Consider the following 24,418-nt stretch of genomic DNA (forward strand, 5'->3'; position numbering starts at 1 on the left):
ATGAAGTGGTTATTAAATAATCGTGTTAATAAAAAGACTTATGCCCGCCAGAGCAATCCAGGGACCGAAAGCAAGGGGTTGAGAGAGGTCACGTTGCCAGCAAATTTTGGCGAAAAATAGTGCGCAAATTGCGCCGCTACAAGCCAGTAAAAGCACTGAGGGTAAAAGGGCCCAACCCAGCCATGCGCCTAATGCTGCCACTAACTTTGCGTCTCCCATGCCCAGTGCTAATTTACCACTAAGGCATTGATATAAATGGCTGATTACCCAAAGTGCGCTATAACCTATTATCGCCCCAAACACGGCATCATTGAGTGAGCCTGATAGCCATCTAACTGCTTTTAATAATAGCCCAAACCACAGCAATGGCAGGGTGATCACATCTGGCAACAAATAATGGTCAATATCAATTAGCGATAGGGTTAGCAGCGCCCAGAACAGCAGAAGTGTGATTACGAAAAGTCCATCGGCAGGAAACGATAAGACGAGGATCAGGCTGACAGATGCGCTGAAAAATTCTATCACGGGGTAACGCGCACTGATTGCAGCGTGACAATTCCGACATCTTCCTTGTAAAAGCAGCCAGCTGATCACGGGCAACAAATCCCGCCAGCGCAGCGCCTGTTTGCATTTCGGGCAGTGTGAAGCGGGTCGCCACAAACTCATCCGCTCTTCCGGGTGCTGCCATTGTCTGGGAAGACGGTACACCACAACATTGATAAAACTTCCGACGCTTGCCCCACACATCCAAACGACTATCCACAACATCCACTCCATGATTGACCTCGGCGATCCCTTTGCATGAGGTAAGAGACGCTACGCTTGAATGGATAAAGGAGCGAGTTTGAACCGGCAGTTTCATCAGCTTTCACTCCGATTTCAGAGCGGTTTCAACGATTCAACCGTATATAGAAGTGCGTGATGATATTGATATGTGAAGAGGCGGGCTGGAGTTCAGCAGAATTTGAAGCGGCTTTGGATGCACACACCGAAAGACGAAGAGCGTAGCGCTTGAGAACAGCAGTCAGAGAGAGGACTGCTGTTTGAACATTTGAATGGCTTCTTGCACATTGCTGGTGGCCAGTGACATCACGCGGTCATTATTGAGAAACACGTCATAATGGCCTGCGTTGTAGCGAAACACATACAAATCACCGCGGAATCGCAATCCTTTGGTTTTCACCCCGATATGATGGCGGCGCAGCGCTGCCTGAGCGAGTCTGTCGGCTCCTGTATTCATTGCGTATCCTCCTCCATTTATATGCCGTTAGATTTCCCAACATAGAGTAAGATTTGAATATTAATTTAACCTTAAGAACAGTATAGGTTAATTTTTTATCGTTATGTTTATCATTGATTTAAATAGAAACTTCCTAATCCTCTTTTCTGCCGCCTTGCGTTGATTAAACCATTTTGAATATTTGATGAAAAATTGATGAATATTCATATCGTGAGGACATTCCCCGCCAGATTCCTCTACCGATCATCAACATTTAAGAAATAACTCAACTTGTCTTACTGTCATTTAATGTTCCGTTAAGTTTTCCTCCGTATTTTGTTCTACGAGGCAATATGACAGGTGTGCTTAAGTTTTTTGCGCCAGATTAAAAATTAACAGTTCGTGCTACCGAATTGGTTCCGCTTAATCTACGTTTAAACAGCAAGTTACTGGATGTTGTTGAGAAACTTTATGATTGCACACTGCAACTGGCCCTATTGCAGGCAACTTTGGGTTTGAAACGGTAAGGTAAACTTATGACTTTTCTTCCATTCTCGCGTCCCTCATTAGGCGAGGAAGAGTTAGCAGCGGTAAAAGCGGTATTTGAATCTGGCTGGATCACTACTGGCCCTAAAAATGCGGAACTGGAACAAGCCTTTTGCCAGCTAACGGGTAATCAACATGCGATTGCCGTTAGCTCAGCGACTGCTGGAATGCACGTCACGCTTCTTGCGTTAAATATTCAACCCGGTGATGAGGTTATTACCCCTTCGCTGACGTGGGTGTCGACGATTAATATCATCACGTTGCTTGGCGCAACCCCGGTGATGATTGATATTGATCGCGATACGCTGATGGTCACTCCTGAGCAAATTGAAGCAGCGATTACGCCTCGCACCCGTGCCATTATTCCGGTGCATTATGCGGGGGCACCTGCGGATATTGATGCAATTCGCGCTATTGGCGAGCGTCACGGCATTGCAGTCATAGAAGATGCTGCACATGCTGCGGGTTGTTACTACAAAGATCAGCACGTTGGCCAGCAAGGTACGGCCATTTTCTCCTTCCATGCCATCAAGAATATGACCTGTGCAGAGGGCGGTTTGATCGTCACCGATGACGCTGAACTTGCCGATCGTATGCGCAGCCTGAAATTCCATGGTTTAGGTGTGGACGCCTATGACCGCCATACCCACGGACGCAAACCGCAGGCTGAAGTCATCATGCCGGGTTTCAAATACAACTTGCCAGATATCAGTGCGGCGATTGCGCTGGTGCAGTTAAACAAGCTGACTGCCATTAACACGCGTCGTGCTGAGATTGCACAGCGTTATCTGTCCGAGCTGGCGGATACACCTTTCTTGCCGCTCGCTCAACCTGAGTGGTCGCATCAACATGCCTGGCATCTGTTTATCATCCGCGCCGATGAAGCCACATGCGGTATAAGCCGCGATGCACTAATGGAAACTTTGAAAGCACAGGATATTGGTACCGGACTGCATTTCCGTGCTGCGCATACCCACAAGTATTACCGCGAACGTTATCCGCAACTTTCCTTGCCAAACACGCAATGGAATAGCGATCGCATCTGCTCAATACCGCTGTTCCCTGATATGCGCGATGAAGACGTCAGCCGCGTGATCGGCGCATTACGTCATATCGCTGGAGTTTGATTGACATGCTCGAAGAAAAAGACATTCGTAAAGTCTCCGTGGTGATCCCGGTTTATAACGAAGAGGAGAGCCTGCCAGAGTTGGTGCGTCGCACCGATGCGGCTTGTGCTGTGCTGAATCTGGATTACGAAATTTTGCTGGTGGATGACGGCAGCAGCGACCGCTCAGGTGAGATGATCGCCGATGCCGCTGATATGCCAGGTAGCCACGTGGTTGGCGTACTGCTGAACCGCAACTATGGGCAGCACTCGGCAATCATGGCCGGTTTTAACCATGTGTCAGGCGACTTGATCATCACACTGGATGCGGATTTGCAGAACCCGCCAGAAGAGATCCCCAATCTGGTAAAAGCGGCGCAGCAGGGTTATGACGTGGTCGGTACTGTGCGTCAAAATCGTCAGGACAGTTGGTTCCGCCGCCGCGCTTCCCGCACCATCAACCAGCTGATTCAACGCGTCACCGGTAAAGCGATGGGTGACTATGGCTGCATGTTACGTGCTTATCGCCGTCACATTGTCGATGCCATGCTCAACTGTCACGAGCGCAGTACCTTTATTCCTATCCTTGCGAACACCTTTGCGCGCCGCACGATTGAGCTGCCTGTCGCTCATGCAGAGCGCGAATTTGGTGACTCGAAGTACAGCTTTATGAAGCTGATTAACCTGATGTACGACCTGGTGACATGCCTGACCACCACGCCACTGCGCCTGCTGAGTATCGTCGGCAGCCTGATCGCTCTGGCCGGTTTTGCCTTCTCACTAGTGCTGATTGTGTTGCGTCTGTTCCTCGGTGCCGACTGGGCCGGAGACGGGGTGTTCATGCTATTTGCGGTGCTGTTTATTTTTGTCGGCGCGCAGTTTATCGGCATGGGCTTACTCGGCGAATACATCGGCCGAATTTACAACGACGTCCGCGCTCGTCCGCGCTACTTCATTCAACGTGTTATTAACTCGCAGAAAGATACCTCCTCCGTACAGGAAATTGAGCAATGAAAATTATCGTCTTCGCCTATCACGATATGGGCTGTGCAGGTATTACTGCGCTGTTAAATGCGGGTTTTGAAATCAGTGCGATCTTTACTCACGCTGATTCTGCTAACGAAAATCACTTCTTTGGTTCAGTCGCCCGTCTGGCGGCTGAACAAGGTATCACGGTATATGCGCCGGAAGATGCCAACCATCCGCTGTGGGTCGATCGCATTAAAACCATGGCGCCGGATTACATTTTTTCCTTCTATTATCGCAACCTGCTCAACGACAGCATTCTGAGCAGCGCGCGCCTGGGCGCTTTCAACCTGCATGGTTCACTGCTGCCTAAATATCGTGGACGCGCGCCACTTAACTGGGCGTTAGTGAATGGCGAGACTGAAACCGGCGTGACCCTGCATCGCATGGTAAAACGCGCGGATGCAGGCGATATCGTGGCACAGCAGCGTGTCGCCATTGATGAACAAGACAACGCCTTAACTCTGCATCGCAAACTGACAGCCTGTGCTACACAACTGCTGGAGCAGGCACTGCCAGCGATGAAACGTGGTGAAATTGCGGCAATTCCTCAGGATTACAGCCAGGCGACGGTGGTGGGACGTCGCACACCAGAAGACGGTCGCATTAAGTGGGAACAGTCTGCACAGTCAATCAACAACCTGGTTCGTGCGGTCACCGATCCATGGCCGGGCGCATTTGCTTTCGCGGGAACCGTGAAGTTTGTCGTGTGGAAAGGGCGCGTACATGCTGATGCGCCAAAAGCGAAGCCAGGCACAGTGATTTCCGTTGAGCCTTTCCTGATTGCTTGCGGGGAAGGTGCACTGGAAGTGGTGACCGGACAAAGTGAAAATGGCGTCTATATGAACGGCAGCCAGTTGGCGCAGAGTCTGGGGATGGTGCCGGGCGCACTGTTGTACTCTCAGCCGGTTGCAGCCGTTAAACGTCGTACGCGTGTACTGATCCTGGGTGTAAACGGATTTATCGGTAACCACTTGACCGAACGTTTGCTGCAGGATGACAACTTTGAAGTTTACGGTCTGGATATCGGCTCTGATGCTATCAGCCGTTTCCTCGATCAGCCGCGCTTCCACTTTGTTGAAGGTGATATCAGCATTCACTCAGAGTGGATCGAATATCACATCAAAAAATGTGACGTGGTGTTGCCTCTGGTGGCGATTGCTACGCCAATTGAATACACCCGCAACCCGCTGCGCGTGTTCGAACTCGATTTTGAAGAGAACCTCAAGATAATCCGCGATTGCGTCAAATACAAAAAGCGCATCATCTTCCCTTCCACGTCAGAAGTGTACGGCATGTGCACTGATAAACACTTCGATGAAGATCACTCCAACCTGGTGGTGGGGCCGATCAACAAACAGCGCTGGATCTATTCGGTTTCCAAACAGCTGCTGGACCGCGTGATTTGGGCCTATGGCGAAAAAGAAGGGCTGCGTTTCACGCTGTTCCGTCCTTTCAACTGGATGGGCCCGCGTCTTGATAACCTCAACGCTGCGCGTATTGGTAGCTCCCGTGCTATCACCCAATTGATCCTCAACCTGGTGGAAGGTTCGCCGATCAAGTTAATCGACGGTGGTGCACAGCAGCGCTGCTTCACTGACATTCGTGATGGTATTGAAGCTTTGTTCCGCATCATTGAGAACAAGAACAACAACTGCGACGGTCAGATCGTCAACATCGGTAACCCGGAAAATGAGGCGAGCATCAAAGAGCTGGCGGAACGTCTGCTGGCAAGCTTCGAACGTCATCCGCTGCGCAACCAATTCCCGCCGTTCGCCGGTTTCCGCGAAGTAGAGAGCAGCAGCTACTACGGTAAAGGTTATCAGGACGTCGAGCATCGTAAGCCGTCAATCAAAAATGCGCGTCGCTTGCTGGACTGGACGCCGACCATTGAGATGGATACCACGATCGATAACACGCTGGATTTCTTCCTGCGCACCGTTGAGTTGCAGGATAAGCCATGAAGAAAATTGGTTTGCGCGTAGATGTTGATACCTGGCGTGGAACCAAACTCGGCGTTCCGGCGCTGCTAGAGCAGTTTAGCCTGCATCAGTTGCAGGCCAGTTTCTTCTTTAGCGTTGGGCCGGATAACATGGGGCGCCACTTGTGGCGCCTGATGAAACCGCGCTTCTTATGGAAAATGCTGCGCTCGCGCGCAGCTTCACTCTACGGCTGGGATATTTTATTGGCTGGTACGGCCTGGCCAGGACGTGAGATTGGCCGCGGTCTGGAGGAGATCATCAGCGCCACAGCCGATCATCATGAAGTCGGTCTGCACGCCTGGGATCACTTTGCCTGGCAAACCTGGGCAGGCGTGTGGTCAGAAGAGAAGTTGCTGGAACAGATTTCGCGTGGGAAAGCCGCACTGGAAACGATTATTGGTGACGCTGTCACTTGCTCTGCCGTGGCCGGATGGCGTGCGGATGGCCGCGTTGTCGCCGCAAAGCAGACCTTCGGTTTCAGCTACAACAGTGATTGTCGTGGTACTGGACCCTTCTTGCCGCGTCTGCGTGATGGCAGCTTAGGCACGGTGCAAATCCCCGTGACATTGCCTACCTGGGATGAAGTAGTCGGACAGTCGGTTAGCGCCGCTGACTATAACGATTTCATTCTTGAGCAGATGCTCGCAGCCGAAGGATCGCCGGTGTACACCATTCATGCTGAAGTTGAAGGCATTATCGGTTCTAAGGCGTTTGGCGAGTTATTAACCCGCGCGGAGCAACAAGGCATTCACTTCTGTCCTCTGAGCGAGTTGTTACCTGACGATCTCAGCACACTCCCGCAGGGCAATCTGGTACGTGGGCATATACCCGGACGCGAAGGCTGGCTGGGCTGCCAGCGCTAAACGTTAACAGGAAACTTTATAGGAACCACGGATGCGTACAGGCACCAAAACGGCGCTGCTCCTGGCGCTTTTCGCGCTTTATTATCTTATCCCGATCGAATTCCGCGCCTTGTGGCAGCCGGATGAAACCCGCTACGCTGAAATCAGCCGTGAAATGCTGGTCAATGGCAATTGGGTGGTACCGCACTTCTTTGATTTGCGTTATTTCGAAAAGCCCATAGCGGGTTATTGGGTCAACAATATCGGCCAGCTCTTGTTTGGCCATACCAACTTCGGTGTCCGCGCCGGTTCGATTTTTTGCACCACGCTCAGTGCAGTGCTGATTTATTGGCTGGGTCATCAGATGTTTGCCAGCCGGAAAATCGCTCTGACCGGCAGCATCATTTTTCTCACTTCGCTTCTGGTGTATGGCATTGGCACTTACGCGGTGCTGGATCCTATTCTGCTGTTGTGGATGGTTGCCGCGATGTGCAGCTATTGGCTGGTGGCGCAAGCTTCTACTACGCAACAGCGTCTCTGCGGTTATGTGCTGCTGGGCGCAGCCTGCGCGATGGGCTTTATGACCAAGGGCTTCCTTGCGCTGGCGGTGCCGGTATTGGCGATAGTGCCCTGGGCGATTTGGCAAAAACGCTTCGGCGAGCTATTACGCTGGGGACCTTTGACGATCATCGTTGCCGCACTGCTCAGTGCGCCGTGGGCGCTGGCCATTTATCGCCAGGAAGGGGATTTCTGGCATTACTTCTTCTGGGTTGAGCATATTCAGCGCTTTGCAGAGAAAGATGCACAGCACAAAGCCCCCTTCTGGTATTACCTGCCGGTGTTGCTGGCGGGATGCCTGCCGTGGCTGGCGCTGCTGCCGGGCTCACTGATGGGCGCATGGCGCCAGCGTCGTCAACATGCGGGAGCCGTTTACCTGTTAAGTTGGGTGATCTTGCCACTGCTGTTCTTTAGCATCGCTAAAGGGAAACTGCCGACCTACATTCTGCCGTGCTTTGCACCTTTAGCACTGTTGATGGCGCATTACGCCCACAGTGGTTCTGCACAGTTAGTGAAGGTGTTTAAAGTTAATGGCTGGATAAACCTGCTGTTTGGCGCCATAACCACCTTAGTCCTGTTGGTGGTGCTTGCGCCATGGGGATTGGCGCACAAGCCCGTTTATACCCATGATGAAATACTGCCTTTAATCTGTGGCGTACTGGCCTTTGCTGGCTGGGGCATTATGGGGTGGTTCAGTCTCAAACCGGGTGCCTGCCGTTGGCAACTGGCGGCGCTTTGTCCGGTAACGCTGGCGTTACTGATCGGCTTCGCGATACCGCAGAAGGTTCGTGATTCCAAACAGCCGCAGAGTTTTGTACAGGCTGTGCATCATCAACTGGCAGACAGCCGTTATCTGCTGGCTGACAATCCTGGCATCGCGGCTGCGGTGGCATGGGAAACCGAGCGCAGTGATATCACTTTCTATGATGCCAAAGGCGAACTGCAATACGGTCTTAGCTATCCCGATGCGAAAACGCGCTATGTTGATGGCGCAGCATTTGCTGACTGGCTGCGTGAACATCGTCGCCATGGCAAAGTGTCCGTAGTGATGATGCTCAACTCGGGCGAGAACGGGCCTGACCCTGCAATACCAACGCCGGATGACGTTTATCGTCAAGGTCGACTGGTCTATTACGGTTATAACGCGACACCATGAACCTGTTGCTTATTCTTCTGGTCAGTTTGTTGAGCTGCGCCGCCCAGCTTTGTCAAAAGCAGGCGGCGTATCTGGGGATGCGCCACGGCAAGAAGCAGCTCATCTTGTGGATTGCGCTGAGCCTCTTTTTGCTCGGCGTGGCGATGTTGCTATGGCTGCTGGTATTGCGTGTGGTGCCGGTCAGCGTGGCCTATCCGATGCTGAGTCTCAACTTCGTATTGGTGGCCATCGCAGCTAAGTTGATCTGGCGCGAGACATACACCTTGCAACAATGGTTCGGTACGCTGGCAATTGTTGCCGGGGTCGCGCTGATGGGGAGCCACCTATGAAAGGGGTGATCCTCGCACTGTGTAGCGTGCTGCTGGTGTCGCTGGCGCAATTGGTCCTGCGTGCCGCGATGCTACATTTCCCGCCATTGACTGCAATCCTTAGCCCGCAATTCTGGCAGCATCTGCAGCCGCTGCTCCTGCTCGGTCTGGGACTTGGTGCGTACGCATTATCGATGCTGTGCTGGATGCTGGCGCTACGTCATATGCAGCTTAACCGCCTCTATCCGTTGCTGAGCCTGAGTTATGTGCTGGTGTGGCTGGCAGCTATTTCATTGCCAATGTTCGGTGAAGCCTTCCGCTGGAGCAGTTTTGCCGGTGTTGTATTGATTGTGTTTGGATTGTTGTGCGTTTCACTGCCGCGTAAACCTTAGCCGCAGAACATTAGATGTGGCAGGCGGTCCCCATGGAACCAAAGCGGGGACCACATTTCGTCGACGAGCTACATGGCGTGACACTGTCACTTTATCAGGCGTAAATGCTTTTCACTGAGGTCTGCGAGCGAGGGTGCACCCAGCATGCCCAGATCGCGACTGACTTCATTAGTGATAAGGTCAATGGCCCACTCAACGCCCGATGTTCCGCCTACTGCACTTGCATAGTTAAAAGGCCTGCCAACAAAGCAGGCCCTTGCCCCCAGCGCCAATGCTTTGATGACGTCGGTGCCACGTCGGATGCCGCTGTCCATCATCACCGTCATATTTCCCGCAGCGGTGACAATCTCGGGCAGGACACAAATCGGCGGGATCACCGTATCCAACTGACGACCGCCGTGATTCGAGACCACAATGCCGTCGATGCCAATGGATCTACAGCGCAATGCATCATTTCGACTCAGAATTCCTTTAATAACCATCGCGCCCGTCCAGCGCTGACGAATATGTTCGATATGCTGCCAGGTGAGATGGCTGCGCCCACTGAAGTCACGCACGGCATTTTTGGAAAACAGCGGTGCGCCACGCACTGCGTTGTTGTTCTCGAAATAAGGTATGCCCGAGGTCAGTAAGGTTTTCGACAGCGTGCCGTAAAGCCAGCGGGGATGAGTAACGCCTTGCCACGCCAAGGCCAGACTGGGGCGGAATGGCGTGGAAAATCCGGCGCGCACGTTGTTTTCCCGGTTAGCTTTGACCGGCGTATCCACCGTCACGACCAGTACGGATATGCGCGCACGCTTGACGCGATCCACCAACGCCTCAATCTCTTCCAGCGTCTTTGGCAAATAGGCCTGGAACCACATCGCTGGATTAGCCGCAGCCACGTCCTCCAGTGGAATCAACGAGGAACCGCTCATAATAAAGGGCACGTTCTTGCTCGACGCTGCCCGCGCTAAAGCAATATCGCCCTGAAAACCGGTGATGGCAGAGATGCCCATCGGCGCAATACCCACAGGCGCCGCATAGTGATGCCCAAACAGATCTACCTCAGTATTACGTTGCGACACATCGACCATGTTTTCCGGTATCAGGCCGTAATGAGCATAGGATTGCTGAGTGTGATGGAGCGCAATATTGTCCTCAACACCACCGGACACATAAGCGAACAGCGGATGGGGCAGACGCTTTTGGGCATATTTCTCGAAATCATTTAACGAGAGGCAACGTTGGTACAGTTTGCGCATGGGCTAGCGATTCAGCTGTGAGGATAAAGAAGAGAAAAGTCATGCTATTGCAAGAAGGGGATCTGGCAAATGCTTTAAATGGCATTGCATATCTGAATAAAGCATATGGGCGCACCTTAGTGCGCCCATCGTTAATTAATGTTGTTCCCAGGTATGATATTCGCCATCACGTCGGCCTGGAGCCGTTTCAGGCAATCGCAGCAGGCCTACAACGGAAATCACCCCCAGTACTGCAACATACAGCGCCAGGCCGTACCAGTGCCCATCGGTGGCCTGCAGAATTTTCACCGCGACTAAGCCAAGCACGCCACTGCCAATTAACGATCCCACCTGCCAAATCACTGCAATGCCGCTGCAGCGAATATGCGTCGGGAACAGTTCCGGGAACCAGGAAGCCTGTGGGGCGTAGCACATACTGTGGCCCAGCGTCAGCGCGACAATCATCGCAATTTGCGTTAGCCAGTAGCTGTTTTGGGACAGGGCATAAAAGAACGGCACGATGGAAATCACAATCAGCAGTGCACCCATCATATATACCGGTTTGCGACCGATCTTATCGGATAACGCCCCCATCAGCGGAATGGCAAATACCTCGAGAATCACCGCTACAATCATGCTGTTCATCAGTATGCCGGCGTCGAGATTGTTGGCTTTGCCCCACGCCAGGATAATCACCGTGAAGAGGGCAAAGGCGCAAGCTTCAATTAATTTAGCCGCCACACCATTGATGACTAATTTCGGATTACCGCGAATCACTTCTTTTAACGGACGCGATTCGGCGGCCTTGGTTTCGCGAATGGCGGCGAACACTGGCGATTCATCGATGCGTAAACGAATAAACAAACCCACGATGACCAGCACTGCACTCAGTAAGAAGGGTACGCGCCAGCCCCAATCCATCATTTGTTCCGCGCTCAGGGAGGCATTAAGAATTGCGAACAGTGCCAGCGGCAGCAGGAACCCAACCGGCGCACCGATTTGTACCCAGCTGGCAAAAAAACCACGACGTGACGCTTGCGAATATTCTGCGGTCATCAGGACCGCGCCAGCTTGTTCGCCGCCCACGCCAAAACCTTGCAGCAGGCGAATAGCGATCAACAACACCGGTGCCCAGATGCCGATCTTTTCATAGGTTGGCAGCAAGCCAATACAAAAAGTACCGAGACCCACTATCAGGATGGTGGCCACCAGCGCTTTTTTACGTCCCACTTTGTCACCAATATGGCCAAAAACAATGCCACCAATCGGCCGGGCGAGGAAGCCAACCGCATAAGTCGCAAATGCGGCGAGGGTGCTGATCAAAGGGTCGTGGCTGGGGAAGAACAGGTGGCCAAAAAACAGCACTGCAGCCGTACCATAGGCAAAGAAATCATAATATTCCGCGGCGGTGCCAATCGCCGAAGCACTGGCGACACGACGAATGAGTGAGGTGTGATTTCCCTGTACCGTTTGGGTCTGAGTAAAAGTGGAAGATGCCATAGTCAAAATCCTGCAGGTTTATAATTTTAGACTACCATACAAGGATGTTTGTTGGTTTGTTGCGCGAACGATCACAAATTTACGATGGCGCGAATTTACATCCTCGCTTTGATTCCTGCCTTCGAGAATCGACAGCATATCAATTTTGAGTCAATTATTTCCGACCCGCTACAGCGCTGCGCTTATTAATCTTCATAACATTAATATTCAAAATAGAATGGATCTGTTTCACTGGGAAATCGTTTTTTCTGTTATCTGCGAATATCGATAATAAGAATATATAAGCCTCAATAAACCCAGTAATGAATGGACTTTAAATTTAGACTAATGCATTGATATAAATGAAGATGAATCCATTAAGTCACCCCGCGTTACCTGCTGATTTTCAAGGGTTAATTCTTAATTTGACTTAAACCTTCCTGCTCACCTTAACTCCAGCTAGACGTTTTCTTTACGAAATGGTGAGATAACTCGACATAATGCACTCTCCATTCTTGTTCTCACGTTTATTAAACCAATCGTCATGCGCGGTATTAGTTTTTGCCGCGCGGAAAATATTATTTTCTCTCTGGAGGAAAGGATGTTATTTAAATTAAAACCGCTGGTTATCAGTTTGCTGGCTGCACAAGGCATTATGATTCCTGCGATGCAAACCAATGCCGCCGTGATTCAACCCTTTGACCCTGCGAAAAATGACAACAAAGTGGGGGTGTTTTGCGTGTGCAACGGCAGCACACAATCGCTAACGGGGTTGCCGCAATTTACGCCGGGTAAAAGTGGCGAATTGCAGGTCTCCATTGGCGAGTTACAGGATCAAGGCCGATTGGTGACAGATAACAACTTATTGGGTAAAGAGAGGTTGAGTCTGGGGGCGCAGGATTTCACGATCTCCGTGCCTAATGAGGATCACCGCTCTTACAGCAACTTTCAGACTTATAACACTGCCGCGTTAAGCAATCTCGCGCCGGTCGATAGCAGCACCCTGGTCACCGATTTCGAAGAGGTGAAGAATCAGCAGTACATCGATTCGCGTGTTGCCTCAGTGAGTAATGGCACTATCAACGTGCAACCAGGCACTGAGGGAGCCAGCACGGTGGCAAATGGTTGGGAGATGGCGGCAAAGCAGAGCCGCTTATTCACTGCCAGCAACAAAGGCAACATGAACTGGGATTCGGATAACCGTATCACATTCACCGCGACGCAGATTCCTGCCGTGTCGCGATGGGGCCTGAATGTGGACAATCTGGTGACCTATAACGGCACATTCAGTGTAACCAGCCTGTATGGCGACACCACCGACTTTAACGTGACGTCGTTGAGTGACCTGCAAAATTACAACGACTGGCTGATTGAGCAACTGCAGAATGGCCAAATCAGTTCCGCTGACTACAATAACGAATTTAATAAAGCAGTAACGCTCAGCATCGGGCAGGTGGTGTGGGGAGTGAATACCCCGGATGACGATGAAGCTTTCCTGCCAATAGGCGAGCGCGTGGTGCTCAGCGCTGACGGTGCCAATGCGCATGCCACTATTGAGGCAGGAAAAACCCTTGAGGTGGCGAATGCCAACGGCGGAGCGATGCGCGCGGACAATGGTGCCACCGCAACCATTAACGGCAAGTTAGCGAGTACCGGTAGCGGAATCACCGATAATGATGCTCTGGTATTAACCAATGGCAGCAGCGGCATCAACAACGGTGTGATTAATAGCGGTTTCTTTAATAACGCCGATGGGAATGGCATTGATACCAGCACGCTCGGCATTAACGGATTAGCGGTAAATGCCAGTGATAGTCACTTTATCAACAACGGCATTATCAACAGCGCGGGATCAGCCGTTGTGCTGGATAACAGCGAAGGGGTGAATAACGGCACCATCAATCTGGTCAGCGACAACGGCAGTGCGACAGCGGTGACGCTCAGCGGCAATGCGAGCACCTTTACTAATAACGGCACAATCTATCTTGGCCGTACGCCGCAAAATCATCCCGGTGATGCAACGTCTGACATTATGCTGGATAGCGCCACCGGTATCCTTCAGTTGGGTCGCAACAGCGCAGTCAACAACGGCCACATCATCATGGGTTCGGGCGTACAAAGCGGCGCGGCGATGAGCGTGTCTGGCGGCGCGGATGCCGTCACCCTGAATAATGGCGTCATTGATGTCAATGGTCGCGGCACTGGACTGGCGGTGATGGACTCTGGCAGCGGCGGTCAGGTGGGCAATGCCGGAGTGATTAACCTGAATGGCGATAACGGTACCGGCCTGTTGGTGACGGCGAATGACGGTGGTTTTGCGCACGCCTGGTCTGATGGACAAATCAATATTGCTGGCAATGCAAATGTCACGGAAGGAACACGTAACACCGCAGTATGGGTGAACGGTATCGATAGCGGCGTCGCTTCGGCGGAGATCAGCGGACCGATCACCTTAAACGGAGTTGGCGCGATTGGGATACGCGCGGAAGGCAATGCCACGGTGAATGTGTCGCAGGCGGCTCTACCCACGGGTAATAGCGGTGCCGATCAAATCACCTTTCTCGCTATGGGGCCGAACGCAAAAATTTTACTGCCTGAGAATGGCCACTACGGCGTAACGGGAGAGAACGCATCCATCTTTCGTGTGCAGGATGGCGCGAGCATTGATGGCAGTGGCATGACGTTAACTTCAAACGGCAACCTTTCCACCGCCGTCCTGGGCAGTGGCGATAACACCACGGTCAGCACTGGCAATGCCATCTTTAATCTCGGCGAAAATGGCATCGGGTTGCGTATTGAGGGTGCTGCGCAGGGCACGATTGACGCTGCAACCACCGTCAATATGAATGGCATACATAGCATCGTGGCACAGGTACAAGGCAATCGTACCGACTTCAATGGCAATATTACCAACTCCACAACGCTGCCTTACACCAACACGCTGCTGACTAACAATGCCAATATCTATGGCTCGCAGGATCGGCAGATTGGTTTTATTGCCAGTAGCTCTGGGCAGCTGATCAATAACGGTGATATCGCACTGGAAGGCAGCAACACGGTGGGGATTGGCTCGCTCGGCGGGAATGCCACCAACAATGGCACTGTGTCGATCACGAATGGCAGTAGCGGGCTTTACACCGAGGGTTATACCTATTCGGTTGGCGCTCGTGCGACCAACAACGGCACGATCAATGTCTCCGCCGGCAATGCCAGCGCGACACAGCCTTCCGTGGGCGGCGTAGCTTTTGGGGACGCAGCTTATTTCTACCAAAATGGCACCATCAATCTGTACGGTGAACATGCGGTGGGCGCACAGGCGGGCAATGGCGGAACGGTAGTGATTGGTGAAGGCAGTCAAATTGCATTCCATGCTGCCAATCAAATCGGTTATCAGGCGCTTGAAGGCTTTAGCAGCATTAGCAACAGCTCCAATTTGACGACGGATGCGGAGAACATCTCGTTACTGAGTGCAGGCGACGGCGGCTATATCAATAACCAGGGTACCGTCACCGTCAATGGCAACAACAGCCGCGCGGTTGCACTGACGGATGGCGGCCTTCTGGTCAACAGTGGTTCGATTTCCGCTTATAAAGGTGTGGCTTTGGATGCCTCATCAGGAGCGTCAACTTATCGGCAAAACAGTGGACAGATCTATTCCGAAGGGACCGCTGCCATTCGTGTTGGCAATGGCGGTTCGCTTAACATTATTGGTGATGGGCAAGGCGAACAGTACAACAGTTACAGCAGCAATATCTGGTCCAGCGGTGACGCAGACACGGTGTTGATTGATAACGGTGCCGCAGGATTTAGCGCCGATCATGTGGAATTGAGTGGTGCCCGCAATCTTATTAATAACCGCGCAGAAACCAGCAATATCGCCCTGAATTATGTGCGACTGGACGTCAATGGCGGTAATGGCATTCGCTCGGCAACGTCGTTCGGCTATGACGACCATGTTTATATCAACGTCAGCAGCAACAGCCTGACCAACGCGCCCGGTATCGGCTATCTGTTTGCTAATGAAGATGGTTCTGTCACCCACAACGATTTGACCCTCGGTCCCAATTACACCATTTTCCTTTCGGGTGCCAATACTACCGGCGTACGCGCTAATACGACCGGCAGAGTGATCAACGAAGGCTTTATCGGTGTGTTTGACTTTAGTGGCGGATCGGCGATTGTCACTGACACCGCCAGTGAAGTGATTAACCGGGGCAGTATCGTCTCAAACAGTAAAGTCTCACCGGTGATTGATCTGCGCGGAGGGCAAACACTGTTTATCAACCAGGGGCAAATCAGTGCCACCTTCCCGGATATTGAGGTGGTGGCGGGCGGCGCGACCAACGACCGCATTGCACTGATGTCAGGCAGCGTGGTGGGGGATGTGAATACGGGGGCCGGTAACGACATCGTGCAGGTGTCCGGCGGCACGCTTAATGGCAGCGTGACAATGGGGAGCGACACTAACCAGGCGCTGGTGGAGAAGGTTGATCTGGCTAATACCCGGCACATCACCACGCAGAATGGCGAAGGCAGCACGCTCTATTTTAATGACATCAATGCGCGCGGCGGGTCATTTAGCGCCGATGACCTGAGCAAAGGCACCAACCTTGGCGGTGGCTGGAGCACTATTAACTTCAATAACACCCAATGGACGTTGACCGATAATCTGAAACTGGCGCACAGCACCATTAATATCGGTGAAGGTTCAACGTTGTATGCGGGCAACGGCGTCAATCCACTGCTGAGTGGCGCCACCGACGGTTCGCTGGTAGTGAATAATGCCGGTACGCTGGATCTGACTAATGGCAATGGTGTTCCGGGCAACACGCTAACCATCGATGGGGTTCTCAACTCAGCTGGCGGACGCGTGAAGCTCAATACGGAAATTGATACAGGCGTTAGTGACAGTGTACGTGTGAATGGCAATACCAGCGGCACCACTCTGCTGGATGTTAACCCGACGGGGAACCGTCTGGCGGTGATGACGCCTGAACAGGGCATTGCACTGGCGCAGGTAACCGGCAATGCCAGTGCTAACAGCTTCGCGCTGGCAAAGGGCTATGTCGCCGCGGGTCCTTATCAATATGGCCTTTACAACAGTTCAAACGGAACCGGTCAGGATTTTCGTCTCGCGAGTAACTTTGTCAGCGATGCAGCAGGTAATGCGGTGCGTCCACAACTTACGCCCCAGATGCCATCTTATATTTCTGCGCCGGTCGGGCTGGCCTACTACAACATGGCGGTGATGGACGATCTTCATAAGCGACTGGGAGAGCTACGTCAGGATTCAGGCAGCAGCGCGGGCAATGGCGGTGAGATGTTTATCCGTTATCTGGGTTCCAATCTCACTTACAAGACGGATCGCAGCCTGAGTCAAAACGGCTACGATTTCGATCTTGATTACAGCGCAGTGCAACTGGGCGGCAATCTGATTCATCTTCAAGGCGCCAGCGACAGTTTGCGAGCCGGGGTGGCCTATACGCGCGGTAATGCCCGTATTCGTCCCGATGCAGCGGACGGTTACAGCTCGACCAGTTTCGATAGCGATACCTTGTCGCTGTACGGCACCTGGCTGCGTGACAGTGGCTTCTATGTTGATGGGGCTCTGTCATTCGACTGGCATCGTGGCGATACCGATATTGCGCGGCAAAAAGAGGTGGGCAAACTGAAAGGCAATGGTTGGGGCGCCTCACTGGAAACCGGCTATCCGTGGCAGTTGGGCAATGGCGTACGTCTCGAACCGCAGGCGCAGTTAATGTACTTGCAACTTAACATGGATGATCTGGTGGATCGGGATAACACACGCGTCAGTTGGGGCAATTACGATCAAACCATTGGCCGCGTGGGCGCGCGTTTGGATCGCACCTGGCAAGATACAGCCGGCCAGCAATATACGCCTTATCTGCGCACCAGCTACACGCGTGGTTGGGGAGGGGCGGCCACTACACGAGCGGGCATTAACGGCGGCGCGGACAGTGTCAGTTTCGACAGCGGGAAGTTCGGACAGATGTGGGATGTGGGCATCGGTGGTACGGCCGCGCTAAAAGGAAATCTCTCATTGTATGCCGAGGCCGACTATCGTCAGGAAATTGATGGTAACGGTACAAAAGGCTGGCGCTATAACGGCGGGGTTCGCTGGCAATTCTGATCGCGTTTACCTTACGCCAATACCCATTGGCGTAAGGTTTTTCTTATTTCCTCTCTCGAATGTTTAAATACATACACGTCGCTATTAATCAATATCGCCCACCTCAGTCCAGGGTTATTCGAATCCATCCTCGCCTCTCACTGTTTAAATTAATGCTCCCTTTTGATGTTTAACCATCAAAATAAATCAGCCAGAATGCTTGATATCACATTTCGGAAAATGAATTTCAAATAAAAATTAACATGAAATAAAAATACCGATAGCGTCATTTTCTGTTTTGTTCTGCTGTATTTCCAAATGCGTTTTTACCAGGAGAGGTTATGGAAAAAGAACTGTATATCTCGACCAATACCGCGTCAGGCCCGAATAGCGTGACGCGAACTGAGCCTTTTGTGAAGATTATTGCGCTGGTGGCAACGCTCGGCGGATTATTATTTGGCTACGATACTGGGGTGGTATCGGGTGCGCTGTTATTTATGCGCAGTGACCTGCAATTAACGCCCTTCACCACGGGCCTGGTGACAAGCTCGTTACTGTTTGGAGCCGCATTCGGCGCTTTACTGGCCGGACATTTCGCTGATGCCATGGGCCGGCGCAAAATCATCATCACTCTGGCGTTTATTTTTGCCCTTGGCGCAGTCGGTTCAGCCTTTGCGCCGGATGTTGTGTCGATGATTATGTCACGACTTTTCCTCGGCATTGCCGTGGGCGGTGCTGCGGCGACTGTGCCGGTGTATATCGCTGAAATCGCGCCAGCCAATAAACGCGGCCAACTGGTGACCTTACAGGAGTTGATGATTGTATCGGGTCAACTGCTGGCGTATGTCTCGAATGCAACCTTCAATGAAATCTGGGGGGGTGAACATACCTGGCGCTGGATGCTGGCACTCTCGACTGTTCCCGCCGTGCTGTTGTGGCTGGGCATGATTTTTATGCCAGAAAGCCCGCGCTGGCTTGTGATGCGAGGCAATGTCCGCGAAGCCAGGCATGTGTTGGAGAAGACCCGTGCAGCAGAGGATGTTGAGTGGGAGTTAGAAGAGATTGAAGAGACCATTGAAGAAAACCGGCAGAAAGGTAAAGGTCGGCTGCGCGATCTGCGTACGCCCTGGCTACGTAAGGTGTTTCTGTTAGGTATTGGTATCGCTGCCATCCAGCAGTTGACAGGCGTGAACACCATTATGTACTACGCGCCGACCATGCTGACAGCAACGGGGCTGAGCAATGATGCCGCGCTGTTTGCCACCATTGCCAACGGCGTCATTTCCGTGTTGATGACCCTGGTCGGGATTTGGATGATAGGCAAAATCGGTCGTCGACCGCTGGTGCTGGTGGGACAGATGGGCTGTACGGCTTGCCTGTTCTTTATTGCCGCCGTGTGCTTCTTCATGCCGGAATATCTGGCAGGCGGAGAGGTCAATCTGCTGCGTGCCTATCTGGTATTGACTGGCATGCTGATGTTCCTGTGTTTCCAGCAAGGCGCACTTTCCCCGGTGACCTGGCTGCTGCTTTCGGAGATCTTCCCGGCGCGCATGCGTGGGATCTGCATGGGCGGCGCGGTGTTCGCACTGTGGATGGCCAACTTTGCTATTTCAATGGCATTTCCGATATTGCTGGCTGCTTTTGGTCTTGCAGGGGCATTCCTCACCTTCGCGATCATCGGTATTGGTGGCTCGATGTTTGTGCTGCGCACCATTCCGGAAACGCGAGGGCGCAGTCTGGAACAGGTCGAGCATTACTTCTTCGCGCTGTATGACGGCAAGCCTTAGGATGGATTCGCGAGCTTGATGTAAATCACTCAACGATGACGCAGTATAAATCCAGAAGATAAATTACTATCAAACACGCTAAACACTGCAGCAAAACAGAATAACCAAAACACAATGCGCTGATAATCATTTCAGGAAATAACATGATCCAGAAAATAAGCCGTGACCGTTTTTGTATTAATCGAAAAATTGCGCCGAACTTAACTGTTAATCAGTTTTTCACCCTGGTGAAAGATTTAGGGATAAATAAGGTCGAGATTCGTAATGATATGAAGAGCGGAAGTGTGACGGATGGTTTAGGGGGCGAGAAAATTCGTGAATTGGCAAATCAACATGCGCTGACCATCGAAACAATCAATGCGGTGTATCCCTTTAACCAGTTATCCGCTGAGATATTGGAAAAAACACGGGGTTTATTAAAAGACGCACGTGAAACCGGGGCGAAAGCGTTGGTGCTGTGCCCACTCAATGACGGAACGGTGGTCTCCAGTGAACAAACGGTTGCCGCTTTAAAAACGCTCGCGCCGCTGTTCGCCGAATACGGCATTGAAGGGCTGGTGGAACCTTTGGGCTTTCCACAGAGTTCGCTGCGTTCGGCGGCACTGGCACAACAGTTGATCAAACAGGCAGATGTGCCATTCAAGATCGTGCTCGATACCTTCCATCATCATTTGTATGAAGGCGCAGAACAGGATTTCGCTGGTGGCGTTGACGTTAACCGCATCGGATTGGTTCACCTGTCTGGCGTGACGGATACACGTCCAACTGCAGAATTGACTGATGAAGAACGCATCATGCTCAGCGCTGATGACATGTTGCAATCGAAAAGACAAGTCCAGCGCCTGGAAGAGAGAGGTTACACCGGTACTTACGCGTTTGAACCCTTCTCGTCAGTGATGGAAGCGTGGAGCGAAGCGGATATCGCGCGTGAGATTCGTACCAGCATTGATTATCTGAACCATTAATTTTACTCGTACAGAAGAACGAAGGAACAAACCATGACGCTGAATATTGGTGTAATTGGCACTGGCGCAATCGGGCGCGAACACATTCGTCGTTGCAGTCAGGTGCTGCAAAACGCTCGCGTGGTTGCACTGAATGACATCAACCGTGCTAACTGCGAGCAGATCCTGACCGATCTCGCGCTCAAAGCCGAGATCTATGACAATGCACATGACCTGATTAATGCTCCCGATGTACAGGCGGTTCTGGTGACATCATGGGGCCCGACACATGAAGAATTTGTGCTGGCAGCGATTAAAGCCGGGAAAGCGGTATTTTGTGAAAAGCCGCTGGCGGTGACGGCGCAGGGTTGTATGAACATTGTGGAGGCGGAGATCGCGAGTGGTAAAAAGCGCGTGCAGGTTGGCTTCATGCGCCCTTACGATAGCGGCTATCGTGCATTGAAAAGCGTTATTGATAGCGGAGACATTGGCGAACCCTTGATGCTGCACTGCGCACACCGTAACCCGGAAGTCGGCGATGCCTACACCACGGACATGGCGATTACCGATACGCTGATCCATGAACTGGATGTTCTGCGCTGGTTGCTGAAAGACGATTACGTCAGTGCTCAGGTGATTTATCCGCGTAAAACCCGTAAAGCCTCATCGCATCTGAAAGACCCACAGATAGTGCTGCTGGAAACGGCGAAAGGTGTGCGTATTGACGTCGAAATTTTCGTCAACTGTGCTTATGGCTATGATATCCAGTGTGAAGTGGTGGGTGAGACCGGGATTGCGAGCTTACCTGAGCCGATGTCCGTTCAGACGCGCAGTGCGGCGAAACTCTCCACGGGAATTCTGACCGACTGGAAAAAGCGCTTCATCGATGCCTATGATGTGGAATTGCAGGATTTCATTAATAATGTGTTGTCTGACAACATGACGGGCCCATCGGCCTGGGATGGCTATGCTGCGGCGGTTGCTGCCGATGCTTGTGTTGCCGCGCAAAACAACGGTGAAATTGTGCCGATTACTATGCCTCCACGCCCCGCGTTTTATCAATGATGGATACACGGGCGCACCAGGTGCGCCCGTGTCAGTAGCCAGCGTCAGAAAGTGTGCTTGATTTATCGTTGGAGATTCACCGCTAAGTGCTGTATAAATATTCAGTTCATTTAAAGCGAGATGGCTTGTTTTGCCTTATAAAAGGGCTACTTTTTCAGACTTGAATTGAATGTTGCCCACATTTAAATGTCGAAATTTCAGGAAAGGTTGAGTTTTTACTTTGAGGAGGCATCATGTTGAAACGGTTGATGCCCGTTGACGGTTTAAACTTCGTGAAGTCAGGAGATCATATGCCAAAATTTCTGGAGCGTTTTCTCAGCATGCCGGGGCGATTGATGCAATCAATCAACCAGCAGGATATTGAGCAGTCAAATGACAGCAAAATTATCACTGATGCGAACGGTAATGCCTGGTTAAATATGAGTAATCCTCAGGTCCGCGATTCCATGCAGGCTCGCATGAAGGAATTGGCCGCGAAACGTTAAGGATTAACGATGGGTCCCTTGGTGATTATGGTGGTATTGGTCTGTGGCTTTTGGTTTACAGAAAATCATTATCAATCACGCATACGCCAGGCCAGAACTAATGGCTGGACATCGTACTTTTATGTTGCCATGCATGGTTGCAAGTTTGTCATTCAGGGATTTTGCCTCGTTCTGTTCATCTACCTGTTTTTACTCATTGTTAGTCTCATTATTTCAATCCCCCATCTGTTTGTGTCCACCTATGGCATCAAAGACTTCTATTCGTGGTTAACGAACAAAACGGCTCTCTCATATCCACTGTTTTTCATTCTCTCTTTGTGTGCAGGGTGTTTTATCGCCTGGAGGGCAGGTGATGCCGCACAAAAATCATTGCGTGACGAACGCGTCCGTCAGGCCGCCTATCGTGAAATGGCAGCCCTGGATGCGATTGAATCCCTGCTGGTTCAGGCTATTGATGAGGACATGTTGATTTTCGTTACGCTTAAATCACGCAAGGTCTACATTGGTTATGTCGCCGCACCTCGTATAGAGCACAGTCTCACCCAGCACCTGTCTATCATCCCTTGTATCAGTGGCTACCGGGATAAGGACACGTTGTATTATCACGAACAACATCGTTATTACGAACTCTATCTGAAGAAGGGGATTACGGCGGACTCAAAGGGATTGAACCTGCAACATTTCCGGCATGTGATACCAATGAATGAAGTAGAGGCCATTTCGTTATTTGATACCAGCACTTACCAATGTTTCGATGAATTCATCAACAACAAGTCTGAACACCTCTCTGACGAGTGACGCTGTCACCCTAAGCTGACACTCACCGCACCATGACCTGTTGCCGTAGCCTCTCCCTCACGCCGCTTTCCGTGTAATATCGCCGCCTTTGATGTTTGCAGGGATTTTACAAAATGACGGATTTAACCTTGAGCCGTCGCCAACCCTCCGTTTGGTGGGGCGCGATGATTATCTGCGGCACGGTGGTGGGTGCGGGTATGTTCACCTTGCCAATTGTGATGGCCGGTGCATGGTTTGGTTGGGCGCTGCTGCTGTTATTGGTGACGTGGGGCGCGATGTTGCTATCAGGTTTGCTGTTTATGCGCACCAGCCTGCATTACCCACAGGGTTCGGGTTATGACACCTTAACCAAAGATCTACTGGGTCGCGGTTGGGCAACGCTTAACGGTCTCAGTATTCTGTTTGTGCTGGGCATCCTGACTTATGCCTACATCTCCGCCAGCGGTCCGGTTTATCAGCACTCGCTCAATCTGGCGGGGCTGCCGCTCTCCACCGCCGGTGCGAAAATCACGCTAACGCTCTGTGTTGCCGCCGTGGTGTGGCTCGGTACCACTGGCGTGAGTCGTTTAATGACCTTCTGCGTACTGGCGAAAATCCTGCTGTTGATCCTGTTATTTGGTGGTTTGCTGACGCAGGTCAGTTTGCCTTCGTTGATCAGCGCGGCGCCAGTTGGGGAAAGCTATTGGCCTTATGCTCTCGGGGTATTGCCGTTTTGTCTGGCGTCTTTTGGTTATCACGGCAACATCACCGGGCTGGTGAGTTATTACCACGGCAATAAACGGCATGTCACTCAAGCGCTGGTGCTCGGTACCCTAATGTCGCTGGCACTCTATCTGTTCTGGGTTACCAGCACCATGGGCAATTTGCCGCGCGCGGCATTTCCTGCAATCGTGCAGCAGGGTGGCGATATCGCCGCGCTAATGGCGGCGCTGAGCAATCATCTGCACGTCAGCGCACTGGCATTGATGATGTCGATCTTTTCGCATTTCGCTGTGATTGCGTCCTTTCTCGGCGTTACAGCCGGTCTGTTTGACTTCATCGCCGATCGTTTAGGCTGGGGCAATTCTCCTGCTGCACGGCTGAAAACCGCCTGCCTGACCTTTCTGCCACCGTTGATGGCGTCATTATTCTGGCCACATGGCTTTGTCGCCGCGATTGGCTTCGCAGGACTGTTTGCTACGCTTTGGGCCGTGTTTATCCCGGCAATGCTGGCATGGAAAGCACAACAGCGTTTTGCCGGGATGCCGCGTTCCACGCTTCCGATTGTGCTGGTGATGATTTTCGGTGTGCTGAATATCGTCGCCTGGTTACTGAGCTGGGTGGGCTGGCTGCCCACCTTCGGTAGCGCTTGATTTAACGCAATTCAATCTCAC

18 protein-coding genes are annotated in these 24,418 nt (G+C 51.9%); 14 read left to right on the top strand and 4 right to left on the bottom strand.

The features are described 5' to 3' along the window. Positions 1 to 12 precede the first annotated feature (12 nt). Both WFP70_RS06405 and WFP70_RS06410 read right to left on the bottom strand, forming a co-directional pair. Complete coding sequence (locus tag WFP70_RS06405; RefSeq protein WP_337022999.1) at positions 13 to 777, bottom strand: prepilin peptidase; 765 nt, start codon at positions 775 to 777, stop codon at positions 13 to 15. A gap of 247 nt (positions 778 to 1,024) precedes the next feature. Continuing rightward, positions 1,025 to 1,240, bottom strand: coding sequence for a hypothetical protein (locus tag WFP70_RS06410; protein WP_337023000.1), 216 nt, complete (start codon positions 1,238 to 1,240; stop codon positions 1,025 to 1,027). Positions 1,241 to 1,755: 515 nt separating this feature from the next. Here WFP70_RS06410 and arnB point away from each other — a divergent pair. Genes arnB through arnF form a run of 7 tightly spaced genes read left to right on the top strand, consistent with a single transcriptional unit; the run spans position 1,756 to position 9,134 of the window. Beyond that, positions 1,756 to 2,892, top strand: coding sequence for a UDP-4-amino-4-deoxy-L-arabinose aminotransferase (gene arnB / locus WFP70_RS06415; RefSeq protein WP_337023001.1), 1,137 nt, complete (start codon positions 1,756 to 1,758; stop codon positions 2,890 to 2,892). A 5-nt stretch (positions 2,893 to 2,897) separates the two neighbouring features. Further along, positions 2,898 to 3,884, top strand: coding sequence for an undecaprenyl-phosphate 4-deoxy-4-formamido-L-arabinose transferase (gene arnC / locus WFP70_RS06420; RefSeq protein ID WP_337023002.1), 987 nt, complete (start codon positions 2,898 to 2,900; stop codon positions 3,882 to 3,884). Beyond that, positions 3,881 to 5,860, top strand: coding sequence for a bifunctional UDP-4-amino-4-deoxy-L-arabinose formyltransferase/UDP-glucuronic acid oxidase ArnA (arnA, locus tag WFP70_RS06425; RefSeq protein WP_337023003.1), 1,980 nt, complete (start codon positions 3,881 to 3,883; stop codon positions 5,858 to 5,860). The genes arnC and arnA overlap by 4 nt, the downstream gene beginning before the upstream one ends. Continuing rightward, positions 5,857 to 6,741 (top strand): 4-deoxy-4-formamido-L-arabinose-phosphoundecaprenol deformylase, encoded by an 885-nt coding sequence (arnD, locus tag WFP70_RS06430; protein ID WP_337023004.1) that lies wholly within the window; start codon positions 5,857 to 5,859, stop codon positions 6,739 to 6,741. Before arnA ends, arnD begins: the two co-directional genes overlap by 4 nt. A gap of 31 nt (positions 6,742 to 6,772) precedes the next feature. Then, the gene (gene arnT, locus WFP70_RS06435) at positions 6,773 to 8,434 is read left to right on the top strand and encodes a lipid IV(A) 4-amino-4-deoxy-L-arabinosyltransferase (RefSeq protein ID WP_337023005.1); all 1,662 of its coding nucleotides are present in this window, start codon (positions 6,773 to 6,775) and stop codon (positions 8,432 to 8,434) included. Further along, positions 8,431 to 8,763 (top strand): 4-amino-4-deoxy-L-arabinose-phosphoundecaprenol flippase subunit ArnE, encoded by a 333-nt coding sequence (gene arnE / locus WFP70_RS06440; protein WP_034829847.1) that lies wholly within the window; start codon positions 8,431 to 8,433, stop codon positions 8,761 to 8,763. The genes arnT and arnE overlap by 4 nt, the downstream gene beginning before the upstream one ends. Next, on the top strand, positions 8,760 to 9,134 hold the full coding sequence (gene arnF, locus WFP70_RS06445; RefSeq protein ID WP_097117907.1) for a 4-amino-4-deoxy-L-arabinose-phosphoundecaprenol flippase subunit ArnF: 375 nt from the start codon (positions 8,760 to 8,762) through the stop codon (positions 9,132 to 9,134). The genes arnE and arnF overlap by 4 nt, the downstream gene beginning before the upstream one ends. An 86-nt stretch (positions 9,135 to 9,220) precedes the next feature. Here arnF and WFP70_RS06450 read toward each other — a convergent pair whose 3' ends face one another. Next, a complete protein-coding gene (locus tag WFP70_RS06450) occupies positions 9,221 to 10,378 on the bottom strand; it encodes an alpha-hydroxy acid oxidase (RefSeq protein ID WP_337023006.1) in 1,158 nt (385 codons plus the stop codon). A gap of 135 nt (positions 10,379 to 10,513) precedes the next feature. Beyond that, entirely contained in the window at positions 10,514 to 11,857 is a 1,344-nt protein-coding gene (locus WFP70_RS06455) for an MFS transporter (protein ID WP_337023007.1), read from the bottom strand. Positions 11,858 to 12,437: 580 nt separating this feature from the next. Between WFP70_RS06455 and WFP70_RS06460 the strand changes: the two genes are divergently transcribed. From WFP70_RS06460 to WFP70_RS06490, 7 genes are all read left to right on the top strand, one after another. Further along, entirely contained in the window at positions 12,438 to 17,987 is a 5,550-nt protein-coding gene (locus WFP70_RS06460; protein ID WP_337023008.1) for an autotransporter outer membrane beta-barrel domain-containing protein, read from the top strand. Between the two features lie 320 nt (positions 17,988 to 18,307). Beyond that, the gene (locus WFP70_RS06465) at positions 18,308 to 19,753 is read left to right on the top strand and encodes a sugar porter family MFS transporter (RefSeq protein ID WP_337023009.1); all 1,446 of its coding nucleotides are present in this window, start codon (positions 18,308 to 18,310) and stop codon (positions 19,751 to 19,753) included. Positions 19,754 to 19,896: 143 nt separating this feature from the next. Beyond that, entirely contained in the window at positions 19,897 to 20,718 is an 822-nt protein-coding gene (locus tag WFP70_RS06470) for a TIM barrel protein (RefSeq protein ID WP_337023010.1), read from the top strand. 33 nt (positions 20,719 to 20,751) lie between these two features. Continuing rightward, positions 20,752 to 21,762 carry a Gfo/Idh/MocA family protein gene (locus tag WFP70_RS06475; RefSeq protein WP_160833845.1) on the top strand — a complete coding sequence of 337 codons (1,011 nt, stop codon included), beginning with the start codon at positions 20,752 to 20,754 and terminating at the stop codon, positions 21,760 to 21,762. A gap of 290 nt (positions 21,763 to 22,052) precedes the next feature. Beyond that, positions 22,053 to 22,247: a hypothetical protein gene (locus WFP70_RS06480; RefSeq protein WP_034830156.1), complete on the top strand. Its 195-nt coding sequence runs from the start codon at positions 22,053 to 22,055 to the stop codon at positions 22,245 to 22,247. Positions 22,248 to 22,256: 9 nt separating this feature from the next. Beyond that, positions 22,257 to 23,045 carry a hypothetical protein gene (locus WFP70_RS06485; protein WP_182058516.1) on the top strand — a complete coding sequence of 263 codons (789 nt, stop codon included), beginning with the start codon at positions 22,257 to 22,259 and terminating at the stop codon, positions 23,043 to 23,045. 113 nt (positions 23,046 to 23,158) lie between these two features. Beyond that, complete coding sequence (locus WFP70_RS06490) at positions 23,159 to 24,397, top strand: aromatic amino acid transporter (RefSeq protein ID WP_337023011.1); 1,239 nt, start codon at positions 23,159 to 23,161, stop codon at positions 24,395 to 24,397. The last annotated feature ends 21 nt before the right edge of the window (positions 24,398 to 24,418 follow it).

The sequence above is a fragment of the Pantoea sp. USMM079 genome (genome assembly GCF_037153115.1).
GTDB classification, from domain to species: domain Bacteria; phylum Pseudomonadota; class Gammaproteobacteria; order Enterobacterales; family Enterobacteriaceae; genus Pantoea; species Pantoea communis.